Source organism: Brevibacillus choshinensis, from assembly GCF_016811915.1.
Lineage (GTDB): Bacteria > Bacillota > Bacilli > Brevibacillales > Brevibacillaceae > Brevibacillus > Brevibacillus choshinensis_A.
The window spans coordinates 738,155-763,123 of sequence record NZ_CP069127.1 but is presented as its reverse complement, the minus strand read 5'-3'; the positions used below and the strand labels follow the sequence as shown (position 1 = coordinate 763,123).

At 51.1% G+C, this 24,969-nt stretch carries 20 protein-coding genes; 4 read left to right on the top strand and 16 right to left on the bottom strand.

Annotation, left to right across the window (positions count from 1 at the left end):
• Positions 1–149: 149 nt before the first annotated feature.
• On the top strand, positions 150–1,508 hold the full coding sequence (locus JNE38_RS04030) for a TrkH family potassium uptake protein (protein WP_203355354.1): 1,359 nt from the start codon (positions 150–152) through the stop codon (positions 1,506–1,508).
• Positions 1,509–1,620: 112 nt separating this feature from the next.
• On the opposite strand, the gene JNE38_RS04025 is transcribed toward JNE38_RS04030, so the two are convergent.
• The 12 genes from JNE38_RS04025 to JNE38_RS03970 all read right to left on the bottom strand — a co-directional run bounded on the left by JNE38_RS04025 (position 1,621) and on the right by JNE38_RS03970 (position 16,292).
• Positions 1,621–2,610 (bottom strand): tripartite tricarboxylate transporter substrate binding protein, encoded by a 990-nt coding sequence (locus tag JNE38_RS04025; RefSeq protein WP_203355353.1) that lies wholly within the window; start codon positions 2,608–2,610, stop codon positions 1,621–1,623.
• 75 nt (positions 2,611–2,685) lie between these two features.
• Positions 2,686–4,191: a tripartite tricarboxylate transporter permease gene (locus tag JNE38_RS04020; protein WP_203355352.1), complete on the bottom strand. Its 1,506-nt coding sequence runs from the start codon at positions 4,189–4,191 to the stop codon at positions 2,686–2,688.
• An 11-nt stretch (positions 4,192–4,202) separates the two neighbouring features.
• Entirely contained in the window at positions 4,203–4,658 is a 456-nt protein-coding gene (locus JNE38_RS04015) for a tripartite tricarboxylate transporter TctB family protein (RefSeq protein WP_203355351.1), read from the bottom strand.
• A 106-nt stretch (positions 4,659–4,764) separates the two neighbouring features.
• Positions 4,765–5,784, bottom strand: coding sequence for a LacI family DNA-binding transcriptional regulator (locus tag JNE38_RS04010; RefSeq protein ID WP_203355350.1), 1,020 nt, complete (start codon positions 5,782–5,784; stop codon positions 4,765–4,767).
• A 171-nt stretch (positions 5,785–5,955) separates the two neighbouring features.
• Complete coding sequence (locus JNE38_RS04005) at positions 5,956–6,870, bottom strand: dihydrodipicolinate synthase family protein (protein WP_203355349.1); 915 nt, start codon at positions 6,868–6,870, stop codon at positions 5,956–5,958.
• A 33-nt stretch (positions 6,871–6,903) separates the two neighbouring features.
• Entirely contained in the window at positions 6,904–7,554 is a 651-nt protein-coding gene (gene dhaL, locus JNE38_RS04000; protein ID WP_203355348.1) for a dihydroxyacetone kinase subunit DhaL, read from the bottom strand.
• A 16-nt stretch (positions 7,555–7,570) separates the two neighbouring features.
• The gene (locus JNE38_RS03995; protein WP_275296677.1) at positions 7,571–8,596 is read right to left on the bottom strand and encodes a dihydroxyacetone kinase subunit DhaK; all 1,026 of its coding nucleotides are present in this window, start codon (positions 8,594–8,596) and stop codon (positions 7,571–7,573) included.
• Between the two features lie 466 nt (positions 8,597–9,062).
• A complete protein-coding gene (locus JNE38_RS03990) occupies positions 9,063–9,566 on the bottom strand; it encodes a GNAT family N-acetyltransferase (RefSeq protein ID WP_203355347.1) in 504 nt (167 codons plus the stop codon).
• Positions 9,567–10,222: 656 nt separating this feature from the next.
• Positions 10,223–11,626, bottom strand: a complete 1,404-nt coding sequence (locus JNE38_RS03985; protein WP_203355346.1) for a M20 family metallopeptidase — start codon at positions 11,624–11,626, stop codon at positions 10,223–10,225.
• A 61-nt stretch (positions 11,627–11,687) separates the two neighbouring features.
• Entirely contained in the window at positions 11,688–12,947 is a 1,260-nt protein-coding gene (locus tag JNE38_RS03980) for an amidohydrolase (RefSeq protein WP_203355345.1), read from the bottom strand.
• 39 nt (positions 12,948–12,986) lie between these two features.
• On the bottom strand, positions 12,987–14,525 hold the full coding sequence (locus tag JNE38_RS03975) for an AbgT family transporter (protein WP_203355344.1): 1,539 nt from the start codon (positions 14,523–14,525) through the stop codon (positions 12,987–12,989).
• Positions 14,526–14,987: 462 nt separating this feature from the next.
• A complete protein-coding gene (locus tag JNE38_RS03970) occupies positions 14,988–16,292 on the bottom strand; it encodes a hypothetical protein (protein ID WP_203355343.1) in 1,305 nt (434 codons plus the stop codon).
• A 211-nt stretch (positions 16,293–16,503) separates the two neighbouring features.
• On the opposite strand from JNE38_RS03970, the gene JNE38_RS03965 reads away from it, so the two are divergent.
• The gene (locus JNE38_RS03965; protein WP_203355342.1) at positions 16,504–18,150 is read left to right on the top strand and encodes a peptide ABC transporter substrate-binding protein; all 1,647 of its coding nucleotides are present in this window, start codon (positions 16,504–16,506) and stop codon (positions 18,148–18,150) included.
• 65 nt (positions 18,151–18,215) lie between these two features.
• Here JNE38_RS03965 and JNE38_RS03960 read toward each other — a convergent pair whose 3' ends face one another.
• The 4 genes from JNE38_RS03960 to JNE38_RS03945 form a co-directional block, all read right to left on the bottom strand.
• A complete protein-coding gene (locus JNE38_RS03960; protein ID WP_203355341.1) occupies positions 18,216–19,481 on the bottom strand; it encodes an MFS transporter in 1,266 nt (421 codons plus the stop codon).
• A 208-nt stretch (positions 19,482–19,689) separates the two neighbouring features.
• Positions 19,690–21,078 (bottom strand): L-cystine transporter, encoded by a 1,389-nt coding sequence (locus tag JNE38_RS03955; RefSeq protein ID WP_203355340.1) that lies wholly within the window; start codon positions 21,076–21,078, stop codon positions 19,690–19,692.
• 151 nt (positions 21,079–21,229) lie between these two features.
• The gene (locus JNE38_RS03950; RefSeq protein WP_203355339.1) at positions 21,230–21,478 is read right to left on the bottom strand and encodes a GlsB/YeaQ/YmgE family stress response membrane protein; all 249 of its coding nucleotides are present in this window, start codon (positions 21,476–21,478) and stop codon (positions 21,230–21,232) included.
• Between the two features lie 350 nt (positions 21,479–21,828).
• Entirely contained in the window at positions 21,829–22,626 is a 798-nt protein-coding gene (locus JNE38_RS03945; RefSeq protein ID WP_203355338.1) for a carbon-nitrogen hydrolase family protein, read from the bottom strand.
• Positions 22,627–22,771: 145 nt separating this feature from the next.
• On the opposite strand from JNE38_RS03945, the gene JNE38_RS03940 reads away from it, so the two are divergent.
• The gene (locus JNE38_RS03940) at positions 22,772–24,250 is read left to right on the top strand and encodes a sensor histidine kinase (RefSeq protein WP_203355337.1); all 1,479 of its coding nucleotides are present in this window, start codon (positions 22,772–22,774) and stop codon (positions 24,248–24,250) included.
• A complete protein-coding gene (locus JNE38_RS03935) occupies positions 24,247–24,942 on the top strand; it encodes a response regulator transcription factor (RefSeq protein WP_203355336.1) in 696 nt (231 codons plus the stop codon). Before JNE38_RS03940 ends, JNE38_RS03935 begins: the two co-directional genes overlap by 4 nt.
• Positions 24,943–24,969 lie beyond the last annotated feature (27 nt).

The window sequence follows — 24,969 nt, the reverse complement described above, 5'->3', positions numbered from 1 at the left end:
TATCCCCCCCTTTGGAAAGCACAATCTATTTTCCCTCATTTTCCAAGGAGTATGTACTCACCCTCCTCATTCTAGCTCGTACTATTTTTGCTTCCTCGCTTTTTTTGGTATGATTACCCTTACGAGTATGAACCAGGAGGCCATTCGTTTTGCTATCATCCTCTCAAAAACGTCGATTGACGTCCGTACAGATCATTGTCTTTTTTTATGTGGGACTCATCCTCGTCTCCACATTGCTATTGCTCTTGCCATTCTTTCATCATCCAGGAGTCTCGCTGTCATTTATCGACTCTCTGTTCACTGCGACGAGTGCCATCAGCGTCACCGGGCTCACCGTGATCACGGTCCATGAGGTCTTCAATGAGTACGGGATTCTCTTTTTAACCTTGCTCTTTCAGGTAGGCGGGATCGGGATCATGACATTGGGCACCTTTTTTTGGCTACTGCTGGGGCAGAAAATCGGCCTGGAGCAGCGAATCTGGATTGCGACCGACCACAACCGTTCTACCTTATCCGGTCTGGTCGATCTGATGCGAAATATTCTCGTCATCGCCCTGATGATTGAGCTGGCCGGTACGATATTGCTGGGAACTCACTTTCTTTTAGCCGGCTATTACGAGGATTGGTATACCGCTTTCTATCATGGCTATTTCGCATCCGTCAGCGCATTTACCAACGCGGGCTTTGACCTATATGGAAATTCGATGCTTGGGTTTACGCACGATTACATCTTCCAGTCGATCGTCATGATTCTGATCATCTGTGGGGCGATTGGCTTCCCGGTGCTTGTCGAGCTGAGAAGCTACCTTTCCTATCGCCGTGCAAAGCAGCGCTTTACGTTTACCTTGTTTACCAAAATCACGACCTTGACCTTTTTCTCGCTCATCGTAGCGGGTGCCTTGCTCATCTACCTGTTTGAGCGCAGCGCCTTTTTCCAAGGCCAGACGTGGGACCAGATCTTGTTCTACTCTTTGTTTCACTCCGTTTCATCCCGAAGCGGCGGTCTGACAACCATGGATATCAGCCTGCTCTCTACTCCTACCTTGATGATGCTATCCGGGATGATGTTCATCGGGGCCTCTCCGAGCAGTGTCGGCGGGGGGATTCGGACGACGACGTTCTTTGTGCTGGTGGCGTCTGTTTTTGCCAACATGCGCGGATTCAAGGACGTCAAAGTATTCGGCAGGGAGCTCGTCGACGAGGACGTCATGCGCTCGTTCACCGTTTTCTTCGTCGCCGTCATCCTCGTCTTTACGGCCGTCATGCTGCTGGTGTGGCTGGAGGACCTCCCTTTCCAGCATGTTTTGTTCGAGGTTTGCTCTGCCTTTGGTACCACCGGCTTGTCCACCGGCATTACCTCGCATCTCGGCACAGGGGGCAAATTGATTCTGATCATCACCATGGTCATTGGCCGAATCGGGATTATCAACCTGCTGCTGTTCCTGAAACGGAAAGACCAGATCGTCCGCTACCATCATCCGAAAGAGCGCGTGATCATCGGGCAGTAACCAAAAAGAAAAAGGCCTGTGTGATCTCTTATTCACTCAGGCCTTCGCTTTTACTTGTATTATTCATGCATCTGAGCGGCAATGATATTCCAAGGGTCCCCCGTCATTTCTTTTATTTCAAATCCAGCGTCGGAATAAAGTCCGAGAAAAACTTGAATTGCTGCTCGGCAAATGCCGTAAAGTCTGTCGGTGATTTGTACACGGCCGACATCCCGCGCTCGCTCGCGAACTTTTTGAAATCGTCGGACTCGACTGCTCCTTTCAGAGCATCCGCCAATACATTCTTATACTCTTCCGAAGTTCCTTTTGGCAGGACAAAGCCTCCCCATCCTACCACTTCCACATCCAACCCTTTTTCCTTCAGAGTCGGGATATCCGGAAAGTTTTTGTCACGCTCTGCACTCATGACAGCCAGCACTTTCAGTTTTTTGGCTTCCACTCCGCTCTTTACTTCCCCGAGACTGACCGCCACCGCATCTACGTGGTTCCCCATCAAGGCAGTCACTGCAGGAGCCGCACCGTCAAACGGAATATCGGTAAACTGCACACCCGCTTTATTGGCAAATGCAGTGGAAGCAATATGCCAAATGGAGCCTACGCCTGAATTGCCTACCTTGATCTTTCCTTGATTCTGTTTGGCGTACTCCACAAATTCCTCAATGGTGTTGTAAGGAGCGTCAGCAGGAACAGTGATGGCTGCAGGGATCATCGTCGCTTGACCGAGCAGGTCGAACTTGCTTGGCTCCAGCTCCGACAGACCAAGGGCTTTGTGCATCGTCATCTCTACCGGTACATAGCCAATGGTATACCCATCATTTGGGCTGCTCTGGACAAAGGTCATGCCCACACCCCCCGTACCTCCCGTCTTGTTCACCGTGACAATCGGCACTTTCAGCTTTTCTTCCATGTTCTTGGCAATGATTCGCGCTGTACTATCGGATGCTCCCCCCGGCGCGTATGGAACGACGAGGGTGATTTCTTTTTCCGGATACTTTTTCCCCTCTGCCTGTCCCGATTGCCCTCCTGCCTGTCCCCCTTGCGAGCTGCATCCCACCACGAGCGCTAGTGACAATCCGATCAAACCCCATGTAATCTTTTTCATCCCTTGATCCTCCCTTTGGCTTGATTTTTCGCTTTCTCACGACACCGCTGCAAAGCAAAAACCTGTACGTTGTGACTACATTTCTACATCTCCCGCGAAGCTCGCTTTCTTCTTCTTCACTTCTGCAATGACGCTCAAAACCAGAACGATGAGGGAAAGCACCAGCAGCGTCCCGGAGATCGGCCTCGCAAACAAATGCAGGACATTCCCTTCAAGCATTTTGATCGACTGCAGCAAGGAGTTTTCCATCAATTTACTCAGGACAAAGGTCAAGACGATGGGCGCCATCGGGATATCCAGCTTCTTCATGACATAACCGACGATCCCGAATACGAACATGACACCGACATCCCACAAACTGTTGCTCACTGTGTATGCACCGATGATGGAAATGATCAGAATGAGCGGGTACAGCAACTTGGGAGGCACCGCCGCAATTTTGGCCCACATCCCTGCCATCGGGAGATTCATGATCAAAAGAATCAGGTTCCCGATAAACATGCTCGCAATGATGGCCCACACGAAATCAGGATTGTTCTGGAAGAGCGTCGGCCCCGGAGTCAGGCCGTGCATGATGAAGGCTCCCAGTATAATCGCGATCGTAGGTGAACTGGGTATTCCCAGTGTAAATAAAGGGATCAATGCTGCGCCGCAGTACGAGTTGTTTGCTGTTTCCGGCCCAGCCACTCCTTCAATGGCCCCTTTCCCAAAGCGGGAAGGATCCTTGGCAATCCGCTTCTCCAAGGTGTAGGAAAGGATTGCAGGTATGACCGAATTCGAGCCGGGGATCAGTCCTACGAAAAAGCCAAGACCAGTCCCTCGTCCGATGGCACTCAGTGTCGGTCTCCACTCTTCCTTGCGCGGGAGGAGACCCTTTACCTTTGCCGGCTTATCCAAATTTTGCAGATTTTCCATTCCGAACAGGATTTCAGAAAGTCCGAATAGTCCCATTGCCACGGTGACGAGATCCAGACCGTTCATCAAGTGCGCTTCCCCAAACGTAAAGCGGACAGCACCCGAGACCGGGTCCATTCCGATCAGAGACAGAATCAGTCCCATAAAAGCAGCGATTAAGCCACGGATCAAAGATCTGCCCATCAGGCCGATCACCATGATCAGACCGAATATCATGAGGGCAAAAAACTCGGGCGGCCCAAATTTGAGTGCCAGTTCCGCCAACGCAGGGCCTATAAAAGCAAGACCGATTATGGAGATCGTCCCTCCGATAAAAGAGCCGATCCCCGCGACACCCAATGCGACGCCGGCTCTTCCCTGCTTTGCCAAAGGATGACCATCCAGACAAGTAATCACGGATGCCGCTTCGCCTGGCGTATTGATCAAGACAGAAGTAATCGTTCCTCCATACATGGACCCATAGTAAATTCCCGAAAGCATGATGATGGCCGATACAGGCTCCATTCCAAAGGTCATAGGGATTAATAAAGCGGTACCCGTAGTAGGGCCGAGCCCGGGAAGAACCCCTACCAGCATCCCCACTGTGACCCCAATCAGACAATACAATAGATTCCACCAGGTGAAGGCTGTCTCAAATCCACCGATTAGTTGTCCAAGTGCTTCCATCTTCCCCCTCCTTACCACCCAAACATGTTAACGGGTAGCGGAATCGTAAAAAAAGATTTGAAAACGAGAAACAGCACAATCGATACTCCAGAGGAAATCCCCAAGCCTGTGTACCATTTATACTCCCGGCGCAAAAGAATGAAGAGAAGAACCGTGCTCGCGATGATAAAACCCGTCACATTAACAATGATCATGAAAATGGCCACGGCGAGAATGACCGACAACACGTTTCCCATTTCTCGTCCTTTTGGTAAAATATCGGCCCAGGTAATCACTTCTTTTCTCAAAGAGTGCCATATGTACGCGATGCCGATCAGCAGAAGAATGCCACTTAGCCATATGGGAAACAGACCAGGTCCAGGGCCGAATTTGGTGTAGTACTTCAGGGAAAGCGATTGGATAAAGATAATCAAGGCAAAAAGAACCACGATGCCCCCGACCCATACGCCTGCATTTTGCCTCTTCATCGAAACCACATCCTTACTGGGATACGTTCACCTTCTCGAAAACGCTTTCAATGCTCTCGTCATCTCGCTTGTCAATGGATGCGAATGGCTTGCAAAAGGGATTTCCCTACTCCCCTTCTGATCTTCTGGCACAGGATGCACGTACCAGCAGCTCCGGCTTTATCACGATTTGCTTGGGTGGAAACGGCTCTTCCATCGTCAGTCGATTTTTGAGGATAATGGCTGCCTCCACCCCAATTCTCTTGAGCGGCTGTGTCATCAGCGTCAAGGGAGGCTGAATCAGTTCCCATTGATTCAGATCTCCGTATGAAATGATGGAAACGTCCTCAGGAAAGCGCCAGGCTTGTTCCTGGATGGCTTTTAGCATTCCTACCGTCATGGTGTTGTTGCAGCAGTAGATAGCAGTCGGCGGCTCGGGCAAGAACAACAGCTCGATGGTCGCTTTGTAGGCGTCCTCCGCCTTGAATTTCCCCGAGACCAGCAACGCCTCTTCATTGGAGCACCCAAAATGCTTGAGAGCATCTACAGCACCTTCGTACCGTTCTTTCCCGATCGAGCTGTTCGTCGTTCCATAGATGACTCCGATCCGTTTATGGCCCAACGAATGAAGGTAGGCGATCGATTCATAGGAACCGTAATAATTGTCATCGACAATGTAATCTGTCGTGATGCCCTCTACCTTGCGATCGACCAGCACGACCGGGATTTTATGGTCCAGAACTTTCTGAATCATGTCCGCATTACCGCTCGTGGGGACCAGAACCAGTCCATCCACCCTTTGTTCCAAGATCAACTGCAGCAGTTCGCGTTCGGTATCAGGATCTTCATTGTGGCTCATGACGAGCATGTGATAATGACTGGGACGGATTTTATCTTCGATGGTTTTCGCAATCGACATCATGTACGGATTGGAAATATCCTGTACGATGACCCCGACCTTGTTTGTCTTGGAGGCTTTCAGGCTTCGCGCATTCGCATTCACCTGATAGTTCAGCTCCTGGATCGCATCGGTTACCCGTTTGTATATCCCGCCGCTCACATATCCTTTGTCATTTAACACTTTTGAAACCGTACCAATCGATACGCCGGCTTGTTTTGCTACGTCTTTAATCGTGACCTTTTTCATCGATACCTCCAAAACATAGTAAAACGTTTCACCGACATTATAGCATTCGCTGTCAGTTACGGAAATACAGCGACCCGGAGCAAAGGCAAAGGAGGCAATCTGCGTCAGGGATTTCTGAGGAAGGCGGCGGTACCCTCACTCTACTGTGCTGCTGGTTCAGTCGCAGGTGTCCTATGACTGGCAGACAACTTCCTTCGATGCTTCATCGAGCTTTTGCAGACACGCTTGCAACGCCTCTCTCTCTTCTGTTGTCAGATCGAGCTGAGGCTCTCTCATTTTGCCGACATCGATCCCTCTCATTCGCAACGCTGCTTTAAAATAAGCCATGTTGCTGCCATTTTTTAAGGTTTCGCAATACCGGATGGCGATTCGCTGCAGCTCTCTCGCTTTTTCCAGGTCATGGTCTTGAAACGCTTGATAGAGTGCTACAAACGGCTCAGGGTACACACAGGAGACCCCGGAAACCGTTCCTTCACAGCCCATAGCGAGCCCAGCCAAGAACAATCGGTCTGTCCCGTGCGATACCGAAAAGGTGCCTTGGTTTACTGCGAGATACTCGTTGGTCCTCAGCATATCCGGATAGCTGTACTTAATCCCGATCACATTTTTGCAGCGGCTCGCGATTCTCTGGACGACATCGCTCTTCAGATCGTTTGCCGCACATTGCGGAATGTTGTAGAGATAGACCGGAAAATCAGCAGGGACGCTGGATGCGACAGCTACGAAGTACTCCTCCAGCTCTTTGTCAGTGGCTCCAAAGAATACGGGAGTTACTACGCCTACACCATCTGCACCGACTTCATGCGCATGTCTCGCGAGTTCAATCGTGTCCTCTTGATTCATGGCACCGACATGGATGAATACCGTTACCCGATTGGCCGCCGCTTTCACGACTGTCTGGGCGACCTCTTTTCGCTCTTGCACCGACAAACGGAGCATTTCGCCTGTGGTTCCCAATGGATAAAGGCAATGAACTCCTTTGGAAATCAAGAACTCCGTCAAGTTCCTCATCTGGTCATGGTCCACCTGACCATCTTCACCAAACGGGGTAACCATCGCTGTTGTGACACCGTGCAAATGCTTCATATCGTCATCTCCTCTTCTTTAGCCCATTTCTCTCTATCGCAGCATCGCGGCTGTGATCCCATCGGAAAAACCTTTGACAAAAAGAGCTCCCACTGCCGCGCCGGGGTCCTGGTGACCGATCGAGCGCTCCAAATATCTCGCTGCTCTACCATGCAGGGACTGCATGTCTATCGTTTCTTTGGCGCCTTTGTCCGCAGCCTCAGATGCGGCCAGCATCGTTTCTACCAGTGACTTGCCCTCACCCCGCGCCTTTTGCATCGCTTCGACAGCTGGTACCAGCGAATCCAGAATCGTCTTGTCGCCGACATTCGCTTTCCCGCGTTCCTTCAATCCTTGAACGATCGCCTGAAAAAGCAGGATGACCTCATCGGGAGCAAGCTCCGTTTTTCCCTGAATGGCTTTGCCTGCTCGGAACAATGCAGATGACATCAAGGTTCCCATCGTGGAGGCTACGGCTTCTCCCATTTCCAGCGCAGCGCTCATCAATGCCTTTCCGATATCGCTCTCGGCTGTGGCAATCAGATGATCGTTGACCGCACGAAAACCGTTTGACATGGTCAGCCCGATATCTCCGTCTCCCAATGCTCCATCCAATTGACAAAGGAAGTCTTTGTTCTCATCCATTCTCTTGCCCACTTCTTGCAGGACCGCCTGAACATCTTCAAACACGAGGGTTTCTCTCACGCCGCTCCCTCCTCTCTTAGGATTGCTGTACATGAAACGGAGTCTGGAAAGGAGCATCGAGCAATTCGCGCAGTTCGTCATCCAGCTTCAAAATGGAGACGGACAATCCTGCCATTTCCATAGAAGTCGCAAACTCCCCGATATATGGCCGGTAGACGCGGATTCCCTTTTCTGCCAGAAGCTGATGAACGGAGCGATAGACCACATACAACTCTTCTAAAGGAGTTGCCCCCAAGCCATTGATCAGTACGGAGACGTCATTTCCAGCTTCGATTGGCAAGTCCTGCAGGATGGTGGACACTAGAGATTTAGCGACTTCTTCTGCGGTCTCGATCGTGCCGCGATGGATGCCTGGCTCACCGTGAATCCCCATTCCGATTTCCATCTCTCCCTCTCCGATGGTAAACGTCGGATGCCCGACTGCCGGAAGGATGCACGGAGTCAGAGCCACTCCCATGGTACGCACGTTGGCATTTGCCTTTTCCGCAATACGCTTCACTTCATCGAGGGTAGCCATTTGCTCCGCCTTTGCACCAGCCAGCTTATACAGGTAGAACATTCCTGCAACACCACGTCGTCCCGCTTCGTTCCCTTTGGGCATGGAGGCCACATCATCAGTAGCGACTACCGTCTCCACCCGAATGTCCTCCATCTCGGCAAGCTCTGCGGCCATATCGAAGTTCATGACATCCCCGCCGTAATTACCGTATATGTACAAAACACCGGCACCACTGTTGATGGCACGAGTTACATCCAGCATCTGCCTCGCACTCGGCGAAGCAAAAATATTACCCACAGCGACGCCATCCAGCATCCCTGGCCCCACGTAACCCAAGAACAACGGCAAATGTCCCGAGCCGCCTCCCGTCGCAATGGCGACCTTTCCATTGGTGGGACCGCCCGCTCTGACTAGTGCACGATTGTCACTGCGCACACTCTTCAACTGGTTTGGATGAGCGAGGAGCAACCCTTCCAGCATTTCATCCACCACATTTTCCGGATCATTCAGGAATTTTTTCATCCGATTCACTGCTTGGCTCATACTTTCCCCTCCATTGATTTTTTGGCAGTTCAGAGCTTCTCTGTAAATAATGAAACGTTTCACTACAGTTCGTAAAAATAGGCCTCATCTCACAACCTGCATGGAATCATACGCATGGGATTGATCGGCCATTTTTTACTAAACACACTCGATTTTCCATCGTTCTTCATTTTTATCAGTTCTTTGTTCTTGCTTATTACTTGATGATAGTGAAACGTTTCAATGATTTTCAAAAAAATAAAGGAGAAACTCCTATATAGCTTGATGATCATATAATATTTAATTGAATTTTGCGAATGAAACGTTTCAATGTCCTCAGTATAAATGGAGAGCGCTTTCAATTCAATCCTTAAATTTTTAATTTTTTTACTTTTCTCTCTCTTCCTCGACTCTGCAAAAACAAGCCGATGCCCCTGCCATCTACGCGGGAGACATCGGTCTTTTTCTACTCAGATGCAAGCTTTCTTTACAAGAGAGGGTTCATCGCCACTCCTGCTTCTTTGTCCGCTAGGTTTGGTATGGTCAGCATAGGCAGCTCCATGATGTTGCGCTGCTTGCCTGTCCCATAGTAGTCCTCTTCCTTTTTCGCGAGCGTAAAGCCGAATGCTTCTAACGCCCGGATGGATTTGATATTGGTTTCGCTGACGGTGACGAGAACACGCTGGAGGGTGGTGTGTTGACGCAGAGCCTGCAGACGTGCTTCAACCAGCTTTTTGCCGATCCCTTTGCCCTGATACTCCTGGTGCACATTGCTGAACAAGAGCCAGCCCGTCGTCTGATACATGTCGATTCCCGCACACCCAAAGCCGATTAACTTGCCTTCATGGGTTGCCTTGAAGATCAGTTCGGGAAACAGCTCGATGTACTTCTTCAATTCGTGCAGATTCATGCGATCCGGCAGCGTCAAATCTGCCAGCTGAATCATCTCGGAGAAATCGTCCCTTTTTGCCAGTTCAATTCGTATGTCCATTCTCCCACGCCTCCTTCCGATTGCGGCTATACCCTTACTCTAGCAGAGGCGTGTTAAGTCTGAATGGATGTCTCGTGGAAGGTGTGTAAATCTTACTTAAACCTATACTCGGCCAGACTGTAGTGGTGGGGAGGAAAAAGGAGAAAACACTCCAGCTTTGCAGGAACACCCGCTGGGGTCATCCCTGTCCAGCTCCCTGTAAAAAACGAAACCGCGTCCAAAGCAGCCGTCTCAGGGAGCTCCTCAGAGGTGGACGCTTAAAGGCGTGTTTCGTTTATTCCATTGCGCTTCGGTCGGTGTTCCTAAGAGCTTGCGCTTATTTCTCCTGTAGCTAGAAACCACAACAGCTCGCAGGAGAAGCAGGTTTCCAGGCGGAGCGACTCCGGAACCCAACCTAGCGGAACAACGAATTCACGGGATTCAGAAGCGGTACCCCTGTATTCGCTGGGAACCGGCTACTGCTTTACCGCTTCCCCGTGAATCGTTGTGGAGCGGACAGTCTTATCCTCATCGTAGGGTGTAGGCCGGAGCGCAGATCGGAAACCTGCTTCTCCCACCACCATCTACTAGGTTGATAAAGAAAAAGCCGACGATTCTTGTCATGTAAGAACCGTCGGCTTGGGAAGAACTTGCTATTTCGTGTTTTCCAGGACTGCTTACTTCTTAACAGATGGCATGACGCCTTCAGGGATTGGATTCACATAGGTAGAGTTGCCGAGACGCTCTTTCAGCTCCGCTTTGGCTTTGTCGATCATCTCTGGGTTTTTCAGCATGTCCACTGCCGTAGATGCCATGACTTTCCCAGCGTGCAGCATTCCTTTATGAGCCATGGATGTCGCGCCCAGCGTTACCCATTGCCAGGAATGCAGTGTCGAGCCGTTGATAAAGCAAGCGGTCGTGCATTGCGCCGTCGGTGTAATCCAGCTTACATCCCCGACGTCTGTAGAACCGTTCAGCGGTCGCAGCTCTCCCGTATACTCATTCAGCCATGTCACCATGTCCGCGTCAGGGCCTCCTGGCGTCTGCACTTCGGATGTACGGAGCTCCTGTTCAGTCAAAGTCGCACGAACGGCTTTGGCCAGCTGCAGCTCTTCTTCATCGTGCACCGGCACCCCGAGCTCCTGGAAGTTGCGATACATGACCTGTTCCAGTGTCTTGTTTTGAATGAGGTTGGAGCAGGCTTTGTCAAACACGATTTCCACTTCGGTCTCTGTCATGAGCGCAGCGCCTTTGGCGATTTTGCAGACACGCTCGTAGATCTCCTGCACTTGAGCCACGATCGGTGCTCGCACCAGATAGAGCACTTCCGCGTACGGCTGCACTACATTCGGGGAAAGTCCGCCAGAATTCGTGATCGCATAGTGCACACGTGCTTCCGGGATGATGTGCTCACGCAGGTAGTTCACGCCGACGTTCATCAGCTCGACCGCGTCCAGTGCGCTTCGTCCGAGATGCGGGCTTGCAGCTGCGTGGGAGCTTTTCCCGCTGAACTTGAAGTACACCTGATAGTTCGCCAGCGAGTTCATCGCCATGATGCTGTTGTAGCCCATCGGATGCCAGCAAAGGGCAAAATCCACGTCATCGAACAGCCCTGCACGCGCCATGAAGGTCTTGCCGGAGCCGCCCTCTTCACCCGGGCATCCATAGTAGCGAACGGTACCTGGCAGGTTGTTTTCCTCCATGTATTGCTTGACCGCTACCGCTGCTGCCAGGGAAGCGGTCCCGAGCAGATTGTGCCCGCAGCCGTGTCCGTTCGCTCCCGGCACCAACGCTTCTTGTTTTGCCTGTCCTTTTTTCTGGCTCATGCCGGACAGGGCATCAAATTCTCCCAAGATCGCCACAACCGGGCTGCCACTTCCGAAGCTTCCGACAAAAGCCGTCTTGATCCCGCCGACACCTCTCTCTACGGTAAACCCTTCGCTCTCCAGGGTGTTCGCGAGCAGCTCAGCCGACTGGTACTCTTCAAAACGCGTCTCCGCAAATTCCCAGATGCGGTCAGCTACTTTGATAAACGACTCTCTTTTGCTTTCGATCATGTCTGCAATCCGTTGTGTATGCATGTAGAAACATCCTCTCTATTTTGCTGTAAGGGTAGGCGAGTGCGACTAATAGAAGGGTTTCTTAAGTAAGAAGCCGTTTTGCAATGCGAGTGAGCAGTTCGACACTGCGCGGAAGAATTTCTTCCTGAATATCGAACTTCGGATGGTGGTGAGGTGCCGGGATATCCGTACCAATCGACATGTACGTTCCCTTGCCGCCGCGCTCCTGTACGCGCTTGATCATGAAGCTGGCATCCTCGCTGCCCATCGCGTTATATTCGCCCTTTTTAAAGGAGTGGAACCCTTCGACGTGTCTCGCTTCTTCCAAAGCCAAGTCTGCCATATCTTCATCGTAGTTGATTGGGATGGCCGCCCCGATGACCTCAATCGCATAGTCCAGCTCGTGCATCGCTGCACTGCTCGCAATGATGTTTCGTACCCGTTTTTCTACCTCCGCATTGACCTCTTCTGTCTCGGAGCGGGTCTCCACGATCATTTTGGCATAAGCCGGGATGATGTTCGCTGCAGTTCCGCCTTCCAGCACCCCTACGTTGATGCGGGTCGCTGCTGTGCTAAAACGCGTAATCGCATGAATGTTGAGCAAAGCAGTAGCTGCACCCAGCAAGGCGTTTTTCCCATGCTCCGGCGATGCTCCGGCGTGGGAAGACACACCGTGGAAATGTGCGAGCATTTTGGTGGTGGCGAGCAATCCGTGCGAGCCGCCGTGAATTTCACCCAATGGTACATTGACTCCCAAGTGCTGGCAGAAAAGGTAGTCGACATCGTCCAGGAGCCCTTTTTGCACGATCGAGTAAGCGCCGCGCACACCTTCTTCAGCAGGTTGGAAGATCAATTTGAGCGTACCGGCAAAATCACCGTTTGCCAGCTTTTCCGCCAGCCCCAGACCAAGGGTGGTATGACCGTCGTGGGCACAAGCGTGCATGTTCCCTTCATAGCGGGAACGGAAGCCGTTTGCCTCTGGGAAATGATCCCCATCTGTGCTTTCCAGTACGGGCAAAGCATCCATATCGAAGCGGAAAGCAACGGTAGGTCCATCCGTTTTCCCTTTTTTCACACCGATCACAGCCGTGTAGCCGCCGCGCATTTTTTCCACAATGGCAGGGTTCGCGCCATCACGCAATGCCCGTTCGTAAGCTTCTTCTAACACTCCCTGCGCCGGAAGGCCTCTGCGAGAAGGCCCGTCCAGCGCGTCTTGTCCATAAATCACGTCATAGCCCAGGGAAGTCAGAATTTCTACCACTTTCGAAGCTGTACGAAATTCCGTGAAACCAACTTCCGGATGCATGTGAAAATCTCTTCGTAATGAAACCAGATCCAACATTACTCAATACCTCCTGTTAACTCTGGGGCACTCACGCCATTAGAGATGCGGATAGACCCCAGGACCGATTGGCAAGCCTACGAAATACCAGACGACCAGCATCAGTGTCCAAAGAATGAAGATGGCGATCGGGTAAGGCAGAATCAAGGAATAGTAGGTTCCCAGCTTGGCATCTTTTTTGTATTCCTGCAAGAAGCCCAGGAACAGCGGGATGAACGGCGACACGATCGCGAACGGAATCACGGAAGAGTCGGCTACCCGGAATGCAATTTGCGCAAATGCAGGGTGGAATCCCAAAGCCATGAACATCGGAACGAACACCGGCGCCAAGAGAGACCAAATCGCCGAACCGCTGGCGATGAACATGCAGAGGAACGCGGACAGGAACATCAAGCCGATAAAGACCGGTGCTCCAGTCATGTTCATTTTTTCCAGCACGTCTGTAATGGACAGGGCGAGGAAGCTACCCATGTTGCTCCAGTTAAACATCGCCACGAATTGAGACAGCGGGAACACCATGACGATGAATCCAGCCATTCCTTTGATCGGGTCGGTCAGCAAAGCAGGAATGTCGTTTTGCTTTTTGATCATGCCTACTCGAATACCGTATGTGATCGCTACTGTGAAGAAGAACAGCAAGATGACTGGCACGATGCCTGAAATGAATGGAGAAGGAACGATGGTGCCTTGTTTTGGATCGCGCAGGATACCGTTTGCAGGCAGAACCAATGCTGCGAGTACAGCGATGAACACCAGCGCGGCGATCCCTGCTGCACGCAGGCCTTTCTTTTGAATGTCAGACAAATCTTCCAGCTTGCTGCGTTTCTCCCCTTTGTAGACACCCAGCTTCGGTTCGACAAACTTGTCTGTGATAAAACCGATGGCCGCAGACAGCAAGATGACGGAAGCGGACATGAAGAACCAGTTGTCCAAAACGCTTACGGTTACATTCGGATCAACGGCCTTGGAAATCTCCGAGCTGATACCGGAGAGCAGCACGTCGGTGGTCACAATCAGGATGTTCGCAGAAAAACCAGAACCGACACCAGCGATCGCGGCCAGCAGACCCGCTATCGGGTTACGACCTACAGCAAGGAAAATCAATGCTCCGAGTGGAGGCATGATAACGAAAGCAGCATCAGAGGAAACGTGGCTGAAAAACGCGATGAATGCTACCAAATAGCTCGCATACCTAGCGCTTACGCGGAGCGACATTTTGCGAATAACCGCTTCCAGAAGCCCGACTTTCTCAGCAAGCCCTACCCCGAGCATCAAGGTCAAAATGGAGCCAAGCGGTAAAAATCCTGAGAAGTTTTTGATGATGTTGGGCAGCAGCCATTGCAGCCCTTCTTGGCTCAGCAAGTTTTTGACAGCTACCTGTTCATTCTTGATCGGGTCAATCGCTGTTACATGAAAAAAGGACAGCAGCGCTGTTACGACCATCAATATTGCAATCAGATAAAGGAACAGCATGAACGGATTTGGCAGCTTGTTCCCGATCCGCTCGACCCATTTCAAAAGGCCGACTCCATCTGAATGTTGCTCATGTTGGTTGATTTTTGCTGGTTGTGCACTCATAGAGCAATCCCCCTCGGGCCGTTTTCTAAATTTCTTTTTCTTGCAACTCACTGCTGAGTGAGTGATCAGTCTTTTGAAGCAACAAATGAAAGCCCTTTCAATTTCGCTTCAGATAAAAGCTGTAAGCAAGTTCTCCTTTCGTGTTGTCTGGCTGATTTCTCAATATACGAATATAAAGAGACAATTTCGTTTAATTGAATTATATAGCGTGCGTTAATTTTTTTCAATACAATTGTTTGATTTCTTGCAAAATACAAAAGCTTCCACGTAGATTTTCATTTGAGAAAAACGCGATAATCCAGCTATTGTGGGGGAAGAGGAAAAAGCGAAACCGCGTCCAAAGTAGCCGTTTCAAGTTGAATCTCAGGGGTGGACGCTTAAGACCGTGTTTCTCTTTTTCCATTCCGCTTCGGCTTTGTTGATATACACACAAAAAAACACCCGATAGATTCGAGTGTTTCCTCACTTTTTCAACGTATACATTTTCTTCGGTCTGCCTCGCACCGCTTGCTGTTCCTCACCTTTTAATTCAGCCAGACCGAATTCGCAGAGGCTTCCCATGATCCGCTGAGCATTGCGTACCGTCATGGACAAATAAGATGCGATGTCCGTCGTGGTAAACGTGCTCCAGCCCATTCGCTGTATCAGCGCTTCGATCTTGTGATAGGTTTTGACGCTGACATTGGCCTTGTTCAGCTTGTCCAGCAGCTCTCTGTCGCTGGAACGGTACGAGTACGACAGCTGCTCCGTTTCCCCCACCGATTCGATGATGACGCCATCATCCTGAACGATGACAATCCCGAATTCGGGCCTTTCCTTCGCATGCTGGATCGCCTTACGGGCATTGTTTTCCGCCGAGAAGGCTGTTTCCCCAAACCCTACGCCGACTGCAACTGGGACATCCGCTTCCAGCGATAGCTGCTGAACCGTGTTCCGGAGCATCTCGATCTCCCGTTGGATCGCGCCGCGTGTACTGAAAATCTGATAGCGGCCGTTGCCGTTGGCCAAGAGCGAGCCATCCAGCTTTTCGCACAAAAGCAGCAGGATCTGTCTGATTTTCAGCTCCAAATGCTGCAGGTGAAATCTCGTTTTTGCCCGTTCCGCGATCTTGTCCATCTGCTCCAGCTCGATGATTTCTACGCCGATCTGAGTATCTTTGAAATACGAACTTTTCGCTTTTTCAATCACGATTTTCATGGCTTGCCGGATTTCCATTTTCGTCATCAGTACCCGGTAGACGGGTATGCCTTCCTTTTGCAGCGCACGCTCTACAGCAAAGAGCGTCGTAAAGGCCCCTTGCGTCTTCCCTTCCTTCCACAGGTCGAGATGAAATTGGATGATTTTCTCCGCGTCGTAATTCTCGTCGTACGTCAAAACATGCATGTCCTCTTCGGGAATGTCGAGCTCATACAACGATTCTTGCAGATACATCCCTTCTGATTCGATCATGTCGACGGACACGCGCTTGACGACCTCATCATGCTCAATCGACATCTGAATGAAGCAGCGATACAGATTCGATCCGGTTGGCGGACAATACACGATGTTCGCGTCCTGACTCAGTGCGTTTTTGGCAATGGTGAACGGGATCGGCCCCGAAAAGAACCATCCATTGAATTCCCAATTACGCTCCGAGACAATGCTGCTCACGACCTTCGCATCCTCATAGGTGATCGGGACAAATTCGATGCCGTGTTCAAACTCATTGGCGACTGCCAAAATCCGCTCTACTGAAGGGGGCGGGCCCACCACACCTATTTTGTACATAGTTCCGATTAGCTCCTGATCATGAATTTGAGATATGTAACTCCTACTATATCAGACAAGGATGCCTCCACGTAATGGGGTAGCATGAACACTAGGAAAAACGAACAGGATCACGAATATTTTTGCCGATAAAGATAAGTTTTGAATTGCCTTTAAAAAGAGAAAGAAATATTCTGAATACATGCTTTCATTTTCTTCAAGGGGGATCACTATGAAAAAGGGCCTTGCACTGGCAACCTGTCTAACCCTGTTATTTGGTGGGGTTCTAGCAGGCTGTTCCAACACATCTCAGCCGACCACACCCGATTCATCTGCACAGACTCCAGCAGCACCGACTGAGGCTACAAAGACAGAACCGATGGTGTTGCACTGGAGCATTAACAGCGAGCCGCCTTCCATGGACCCTGGGATCGCTGTCGACGCAGACTCGTTTGACATGATCTACGCTGCGTTCGAAGGTCTGACCAACTACGACCTGAATGGTCAACTGACCAACGCCACAGCGGAGAGCTTCACCAACAACGAGGATTACACGAAATTCACCTTCAAGATTCGCAAGGAAGCCAAGTGGAACAACGGCGACCCTGTGACCGCGAATGATTTCGTCTATGCGATCAGACGCAATCTGGATCCGAAAACGGCTTCCGAATACGCCTACCAGCTCTACTACATCAAAGGCGGAGAAGAATTCAACACGGGCAAAGGCAAAGCCGAGGACGTAGGTGTAAAAGCGCTGGACGACTACACGGTCGAATTCGACTTGAAGTCTCCTACTCCGTTTTTCCGTGAGCTGACCTTCTTCCCAACCTTGTTCCCTCTCCATCAAAAAACCGTGGAGGGCAACCCGAATTGGGCAGGAGAAGCAAAAACGATCGTCTCCAACGGACCATTCAACATGGAATCTTGGGAGCACAAGAGCAAAATCGTGTTTACCAAGAGCCCTACCTACTGGGATAAAGACAACGTCAAGCTGGACCGTCTGGAAATCGTCATGATTGATGACAACAACACCGCTTTCTCCATGTTTGAAAACGGTGAAGTGGACTGGGGCGGCTATCCGGCCTCCACCCTGCCAGCGGACGCGATCCAATCGATCAAAGATCAAGGCAAATTGATGGTAGCCGACAACCCTGGCACTCAGTCCGTCGTCTTCAACACCACCAAGCCGCCATTCAACAACAAAAAGATCAGACAAGCTTTCTCCTATGCCATCAACCGTCAGGAAATCATCGACAACATCCTGCAGACAGGCGTGCCGGCAGCTTACGGCTGGGTACCTACCTCCATGGGCTTGAAGCAGGATGGCTATTTCAAGGAAGATGCTGAAAAAGCGAAGCAGCTCCTGGCAGAAGGCATGAAGGAACTGGGGTTGTCCAAGTTCCCGGAAGTCACTTACACCTTTGACACGACTGACGTCAATAAAAAAGTCGCGGAAGCCCTGCAAGACCAATGGAAGAAAACGCTCGGCGTAGACGTGAAGCTCTACACCGCCGAACTGAAAGTGTATCGTGACATGAGATCGCAAGCCAACTTTGACATGATCCGCTTCCAATGGGGTGCCGACTTCAATGACCCGATCAACTTCCTGGAGATGTTCCGCGACAAGACAGGCGGAAACAACCATCCAGACTGGGAGAATCCGAAGTTTAAAGAGCTGATCGACCAGAGCTACCATGAGCCGAATCTGGATAAGCGCAAACAAATTTTGCTAGAAGCAGAGACAATCCTCATGGATGAAATGCCACTCGCACCGATCAACTTCCGTGGCAGCCCTTATGTGAAAAATGACAAGGTCAAAGACTTCGTCATCTTCCCACTGGGTGGCGCATACTTCAAGTTCACTTCCGTCGTCAAATAATCAATGACAAAAAGCAAGCTGCACCGTCCCATTGGACAGTGCAGCTTGTTTGCTGATGATCCGTGTCAGCGCTCTACCGGTGCGCCCGCTTCTTTTGCTGCAAACACATTGTACCTCAGGGCCACGATCGCACAGATCACCGTAAGCACCTGCGTGCCGATCAAAAGTGTAAATCCTGCGGTGAAGCTCTCTGACCCGTTCCCCGCAATCATCGCCCCCATGACGGTCGGCATGAGAGCGGATACGAGATTTCCTACCCCGTTGACGATCCCGTACGTAGATCCTACGCTAGAGTCTGGAGATGCGGATTGAACAATACTCGGGATCGCGGGACCTTGAATGCCCCAGAACAGATTGGCCACAATCAAGCCGATCGCCGAGACGACAGGGCTGGCCGAGAAGATTGCGATGGAAACGCTAATGGCCGTACCCAAACCGCCGACGACAAAGAGCATGGATACGCGTTTGGGAGAAATGCGATCGATGATATACCCGCCGAGATAGCCCGATCCGATACTGAAAATAAAGGGCAGGGAAGCCAATATCCCCATTTCCTTGATGGAAAAATGGCGCTCATTAAGCAAATAAGCAGGCAGCCAGGAGCTGCTGCCCCACAAGTAGCTGAGTGTGGCAATCTCAATCAGCAGAATCCAGACCAGCCCCGGGGTTTTCCACGCCTGGCGGAACGTCTCCTTCAAGCTTTTCGGCTTAGCACTGGCTCGTTTTGAATCTTTCTTTCCCGACTCCTTGATGAAGAGGAGAATCAGCGGCAGCCCGATAATCAGATTTAAAATACCGAGAATGACGTAAGAAGCTTGCCAATGAGAATGCAAAATAATGTAAGTCACGATCGGGAAGCCCACAGCGAGGCCGATCGACACACCCATGGAGCTGACGGCATTCGGTTTCCCGCGTTCATGCTGGTCAAACATGTCCTTGATGTACATGGTTTTCAGCGAGAACAGCGGCCCTTCGCTTGCCCCCAGGATAAAGCGAATCAGGAGCAGCAGGCCAATGGAGCTGGCGACTGGCGAGACGATCGTCATGACAGCCCAGATCAAGATACTGATCAGAAGCCCTTTGCGAACGCCAAAAAACGTTTCATACAACGGGCTGAGGAAAAAGGCAGCGATACCGTACCCGATCAGGAACAGAGACATCAGCTCGCCCTGTGCGATACGATCTCCTTTAATCCCAAAATGTTCCAAAAATTCATTGTTTGTAATCAGAACCGACACGTTCATACGGTCAACGTAGGAAATGATTACAACGAGCAGCAGCGTAATGACGCCCCACCAACGCAGTTTCCGAGGATTAGAAGCAGTAGACATCAGCGTGCACCTCCCATTTTTGTTTTAAATGCAAAACTATTGTTTTGCATTTAAAAATAATATACCTAATTATCTAGGTAACGGTAAATCTCAAATGTTTATATTCACGATGAGAAACCATGGCTGCTCTACGTCCTAGCGAAGCCTTACCATGCAAAAAAAGGCTACATCCGCCCTTTTCCTATGGCGGAGTAGCCTTTTTCTTTTTTTATACAGTCAGCGAGTTGTCTCTCGTGTCGTTGTACACATTCGTATCCAGATCTTTTGTCGCCTTGCTGGTGAGCAGACCTGCCGTCATGCTGCCGCTCACGTTTAGGGCCGTGCGTCCCATATCGATCAACGGTTCAACCGAGATCAAGAGACCTACGATCGCGATAGGGAGATTCAGCGAGGACAAGACCAGCAGCGCGGCGAACGTAGCTCCACCGCCTACGCCAGCTACACCAAACGAGCTGAGCGCCACGACCGCAATGAGCAGCAGGATAAACGATGGAGACAGTGGATCTACGCCTGCCAATGGTGCGACCATCACGGCGAGCATAGCCGGGTACGTACCGGCGCAGCCATTTTGTCCGATGGAGAGACCAAAGGAGCCTGCGAAGTTGGCGATTCCCTCGGGAACTCCCAGATCCTGCGTCTGTGTTTTCACATTCAGCGGCAATGCCCCTGCGCTGGTACGGGAGGTGAAGGCAAACGTGAGAACCGGGAATGCTTTTTTCACATAGGTTATCGGATTCAAGCCTGCGAAAGCCAGCAGGAGCAGATGCACGATAAACATGATGATCAGGGCTACATAGGACGCGACGACGAATTTCCCAAGCTGCCAGATCGCATTGTAGTCGCTGGTAGCCGTCACTTTTGTCATGATGGCCAGCACGCCGAACGGGGTCAAGCGCAAGATCAGGGTAACCACACGCATGGTAATCGTATGGAGGGTGTCGACGATCTTGGAAAAGAGCTCAGCCTGCTCCGGATTTTTGCGTTTGATTCCCAAATAGGCTGCACCGATGAAAGCTGCGAAAATCACGACTGCGATCGTCGAGGTCGGGCGCTCTCCCGTCAAGTCCTGGAACGGGTTCGCAGGCAGGAGCGAAACGATTTTTTGCGGCAGCGAAGTATTCTGAACGTCGCCTAATTTTTGTCCGACCTGTTCAATTCGTGCTGTTTCTGCGGCTCCCTGCTGAAGCTGGGCTCCATCCAGATTGAAGGCCAGCGTAGAAGCAATACCAATGGCAGCGGCAATAGCCGTAGTCCCGACCAAAATCCCCAGGATCAACGAGCTGATTTTCCCAATGTTATTCGATAATTTCAGCTTGGTAAAAGCAGAGACGATCGAAATGAAAACGAGCGGCATGACAATCATCTGGAGCAGCTTCACATAGCCGTTTCCGACAATATTGTACCAGTCGATCGTCGTTTTGAGCACGTCTGACTTGGCACCATAAGCAAATTGCAGAACCAAGCCAAACACGATCCCGAGTCCCAATCCAATGAAAACCCGCTTGGAGAACGAGACGTGCTTCTTTTGCAGCGTGTACAAGCCAATAATGAATAAGAGCAAAATGATGATGTTGGCAATGATTAAGAGCGTAGACATGCTTTCTCCTCCTCTTCGGTCTTTCTTTTTCTCTAATGTATGATGAGCCTTCTCTATTTATATTCTTATAAATCCGATTTGTAAAGTGCGAATTTAGAATTAAAAAACAGGAATCGCAATCATAGCGACTCCTGGTCCCACCTGCGTACGGTTATTTCATTTGCTTGGTAATGAGATTCCAGAGCCAAACCAGTACAATGGCGCCAATCGCCCCGGCAATGACATTGAATCCTGCCAACATCCACAGCCAGTTGCCCAAGACCAGATCACCGAGCCAGCTGCCGAGCAGCGCGACAATCAGGGATGCCAACCAGTTGCTGCCCCCTGCTTTTCCTGTCATCAGCATGTTCATACCCCACCATACGACCAAACCGACCAATGCCCATACGATCCAGAACATTAGACACACACCCTTTCTCATGATGGTGACGCTTCCATAAGGACCAGATAAATGTATAGTTATCTGTTACCATCATATTGAAATTGCTCGGATGTGTTCATAGGTACATGCCTGTTTTCATGCAAGGAAGCATGCTAAATACACCTTTTTCTAATGAAATAGACTGTAGTGGAGGGGCGGAAAAGGGAGAAAACACTCCGGTTGGTAGGGGCACCTGCGCGGGGGTCATCCCTGCACAGGTGCCCCCAATACCTTCGCTTTTTTCTCCTTTTTCCGTAAGGAACTCCTCAGCACTCTACTTACGGATGAGGTACTCCCCGCCAAATCCACTGTGCTGGCTCGGATATTGGTTAGTTGATATAAAACTCCGGTCGACGATTGGCCACGCTCGGCAATTTGCTGCGGACACGGGAAATCCGATCCAGATCCAGCTCGGCGACGATGAGCGTCTCTTCCTCACCTGCACTCGCCAGGACGACTCCCATTGGATCGACAATCAAGCTGCGTCCTGCGAAAATGTTGCCTACTTGATCTGCCGCGCACACAAACATCGTGTTTTCAATCGCTCTCGCACGGACGAGCGTCTCCCAGTGATCTTCTTTCATCGCACCCGCTACCCATCCCGCCGGCACGAACAAGATGTCTGCGCCTTGCAGGGCAAACTGTCTCGCAATTTCCGGGAACCGCACTTCATAGCAAACCATGAGCCCGATTTTCCCGAACTCGGTCTCCACCACCTGATACGGGTTGTCACCCGCAGCGATGGCGTCCGATTCCACGAACGCGAAAGCATCGTACAGATGCGTCTTGCGGTACGCATGGATCAGTTCGCCGGAGCGATTCAGGAATACCGTCGTGTTGTACGCCCGGTTTGGATCCTGATCTATTTTTTCATACATGCCGCAAACCACATACACCCCATGCTCGCGAGCCGCCTCGGCCAGCCCGGTAACGAATGGTCCGTCCAAAGGTTCCGCTACCTGCGCTGGCGTGACGTTTGTTTTCGGAGTGGCTGGTGCGAGATACATCTCGGGCAGGATCACAAAATCTGCCCCTGACGCTTTCGCTTTTGCGATGTAGGTCAATGCCTTTTGCAGGTTTTCCGCTTTATCCATGGTAGAAGTCAGCTGCGCGATCGCTACTTTCATCTTTTCTCCGCCTTTCACGTTGGTCAACATACTTACTGAATAGTATAACTGATTTTATCTGTTTGTAAGTAACGGCTTCCGATGGGCTTTACCAATTGCGCGGCTTGTATATAATGGACTTGTCAGAATGCAAAGAGGTGAGACAATGTCCATCCGTATCAAATTGCTGCTTTCCTATACCGGGATGCTGGTCATCAGCCTCGTGATGTTTGGGCTGACAGCAGGGCTGTTTACCATTGCCGCTACCGGTGATATTCACAGCATCCGGGACTTTTACAAAGTCCATTACCAATTGAATCCGCTGACCGAGCAGGAAGAATCGATCTTCCTCGACTTGAAATACCTCGCAAAAAATACGCCGGACGAGCTTTTGAACAAGCAATTGCTCGTCGACTACGATTTCAAGCTGCGGACCGTGCGAGCAGGGCTCTACGTACGGCGGGAGAGCAACCAGGTGTTTGAATCGTACACGTTCCATCAGCCGCAGCTGGAGCAAAACCTGCCTCCGTACGATCTGAACAACAGCCAGATTCGCAATACCTTCAACATCGGGGAACGCTTTTACGCCTACGCGAAATTCGATTTTCTGTACTCGGATGGAGCAAAGGGCAGCGTCTTCGTCATCCGGGAGCGCAGTCCGTTTGCGGAGGTGACGCGCCGGTTGCTTCCCATTCTCCTGTTCATCCTGCTCGGCGTACTCGTCATCGCCAACGTGCTCTTGTACCGCTGGATTACCAAGAGCGTGGTCAAGCCGCTCAATCTGCTGCGCAGCTCAGCTGAGCGCATCCAGGAGGGCGATCTGCGGTTCGCTTTGGACCTGCGTTCCAAGGACGAGATCGGTCAATTGAACGAAGCGTTTGAGAACATGCGCAAGCGGCTGCAGGAATCGGTGCAGCTGCGCCTGCAGGATGAGGAGAGCCGCAAAGAGCTGATATCCAACATCTCGCACGACCTCCGCACCCCGATCACGAACATCAAAGGCTACATCGAGGGAATCCGGGATGGCGTCGCCGATACGCCGGAGAAAATGGACAAGTACGTCCAGATCATCTACTCCAAAGCCGTGGATTTAGACAAGCTGGTCGATGAGCTGTTCCTTTACTCCAAGCTCGATTTGAAGCAGGTGCCTTTTACCTTCGAGCCTGTGAACATCGTGCCGTTTCTCGACGATTGCATCGAGGAGCTCCATTACGGCTTGGAGGAGCAAGGCATCGACCTGACGTGGGCCAACCGCATCGAGGAACCCACCTGGGTGCTCGCCGACGTGGAAAAGCTCAAGCGCACGGTCTTGAACATCATCGACAATGCCCAGAAATTCATGGATAAATCGGAGAAACGGATCGGCGTCTCGCTGCAAGCCGATCAGCATTGGGTCACCATCGAGATCCACGACAACGGGATGGGAATACCCCCGGAAGCCCTTCCGCATCTCTTTGAACGCTTTTACCGCGCAGAGCAGTCCCGCAATTCCGGTACGGGCGGCAGCGGCTTGGGGCTGGCGATCGCCCGAGAGATCATTGAGGGACACGGCGGCAAGATCTGGGTCGAAAGCGAGCAAGGCGTCGGCACCAGCCTGTTCTTCTCGCTCAAACGCAGCACAAAACCAGGAGGACCACGCACATGACACGAATCCTGATCATTGAAGATGAAACGACCATCGCCCAGCTCGAGCGCGACTATTTTGAGCTGAACGGCTTTGCTGTCGATCTGTGCCACACAGGTGATAAAGGGCTGCATCTCGCTTTGAATGAGGAATATGGACTGATCATCATCGACCTGCAGCTCCCTGGTGGCCTGGATGGCTTTGAGCTGTGCCGGCAGATCCGCCAGGCAAAGGAGGTGCCGATCCTGATCGTCTCTGCCAAGAAAGAAGAGCTCGATAAGATTCGCGCCTTCAATCTCGGTGCGGATGATTACATCACCAAGCCTTTCAGCCCAAGCGAACTGGTGGCCCGTGCGAAAGCTCACTTGACCCGCTACGAGAGACTGCTCGGCAAGCAAGGGCAGCAGCAGAAAGATGAAATCCACATCCGCGGCATCGTCATGGATAAAGCATCCCGGAGAGTGTACGTCCGCAATCAGGAGGTCATTTTCACCACCCGTGAGTTCAACCTGCTGGAATTTTTGGTGAGCCATCCAAACCGCGTGTTTAGCAAAAACGAGTTGTTTGAACGCATTTGGGGAATGGACTCTAGCGGAGATATCGCGACGGTCACTGTCCACATCCGAAAAGTGCGGGAAAAAATCGAGATCGATCCCTCCAATCCCCAATACATCGAGACGGTTTGGGGGGCGGGCTATCGCTTTACCGTGTAAGCACGTTTTTGTTTAGGTTTTTTTAAT

Excerpts from the sequence above, each read along its gene's own strand:
- JNE38_RS03995 (WP_275296677.1), bottom strand. The coding sequence starts at position 8,596 with ATGAGCCAAGCAGTGAATCGGATGAAAAAATTCCTGAATGATCCGGAA.
- JNE38_RS03970 (WP_203355343.1), bottom strand. The coding sequence starts at position 16,292 with ATGTACAAAATAGGTGTGGTGGGCCCGCCCCCTTCAGTAGAGCGGATT.
- JNE38_RS03955 (WP_203355340.1), bottom strand. The coding sequence starts at position 21,078 with ATGTCTACGCTCTTAATCATTGCCAACATCATCATTTTGCTCTTATTC.
- JNE38_RS04025 (WP_203355353.1), bottom strand. The coding sequence starts at position 2,610 with ATGAAAAAGATTACATGGGGTTTGATCGGATTGTCACTAGCGCTCGTG.
- JNE38_RS03935 (WP_203355336.1), top strand. The coding sequence starts at position 24,247 with ATGACACGAATCCTGATCATTGAAGATGAAACGACCATCGCCCAGCTC.
- JNE38_RS04005 (WP_203355349.1), bottom strand. The coding sequence starts at position 6,870 with ATGAAGCATTTGCACGGTGTCACAACAGCGATGGTTACCCCGTTTGGT.
- JNE38_RS03980 (WP_203355345.1), bottom strand. The coding sequence starts at position 12,947 with ATGTTGGATCTGGTTTCATTACGAAGAGATTTTCACATGCATCCGGAA.
- JNE38_RS04015 (WP_203355351.1), bottom strand. The coding sequence starts at position 4,658 with ATGAAGAGGCAAAATGCAGGCGTATGGGTCGGGGGCATCGTGGTTCTT.
- JNE38_RS03945 (WP_203355338.1), bottom strand. The coding sequence starts at position 22,626 with ATGAAAGTAGCGATCGCGCAGCTGACTTCTACCATGGATAAAGCGGAA.
- JNE38_RS03965 (WP_203355342.1), top strand. The coding sequence starts at position 16,504 with ATGAAAAAGGGCCTTGCACTGGCAACCTGTCTAACCCTGTTATTTGGT.
- JNE38_RS04020 (WP_203355352.1), bottom strand. The coding sequence starts at position 4,191 with ATGGAAGCACTTGGACAACTAATCGGTGGATTTGAGACAGCCTTCACC.
- JNE38_RS03990 (WP_203355347.1), bottom strand. The coding sequence starts at position 9,566 with ATGGACATACGAATTGAACTGGCAAAAAGGGACGATTTCTCCGAGATG.
- JNE38_RS03940 (WP_203355337.1), top strand. The coding sequence starts at position 22,772 with ATGTCCATCCGTATCAAATTGCTGCTTTCCTATACCGGGATGCTGGTC.
- JNE38_RS03960 (WP_203355341.1), bottom strand. The coding sequence starts at position 19,481 with ATGTCTACTGCTTCTAATCCTCGGAAACTGCGTTGGTGGGGCGTCATT.
- JNE38_RS03985 (WP_203355346.1), bottom strand. The coding sequence starts at position 11,626 with ATGCATACACAACGGATTGCAGACATGATCGAAAGCAAAAGAGAGTCG.
- JNE38_RS03975 (WP_203355344.1), bottom strand. The coding sequence starts at position 14,525 with ATGAGTGCACAACCAGCAAAAATCAACCAACATGAGCAACATTCAGAT.
- JNE38_RS04010 (WP_203355350.1), bottom strand. The coding sequence starts at position 5,784 with ATGAAAAAGGTCACGATTAAAGACGTAGCAAAACAAGCCGGCGTATCG.
- JNE38_RS03950 (WP_203355339.1), bottom strand. The coding sequence starts at position 21,478 with ATGTTCTGGATCGTATGGGCATTGGTCGGTTTGGTCGTATGGTGGGGT.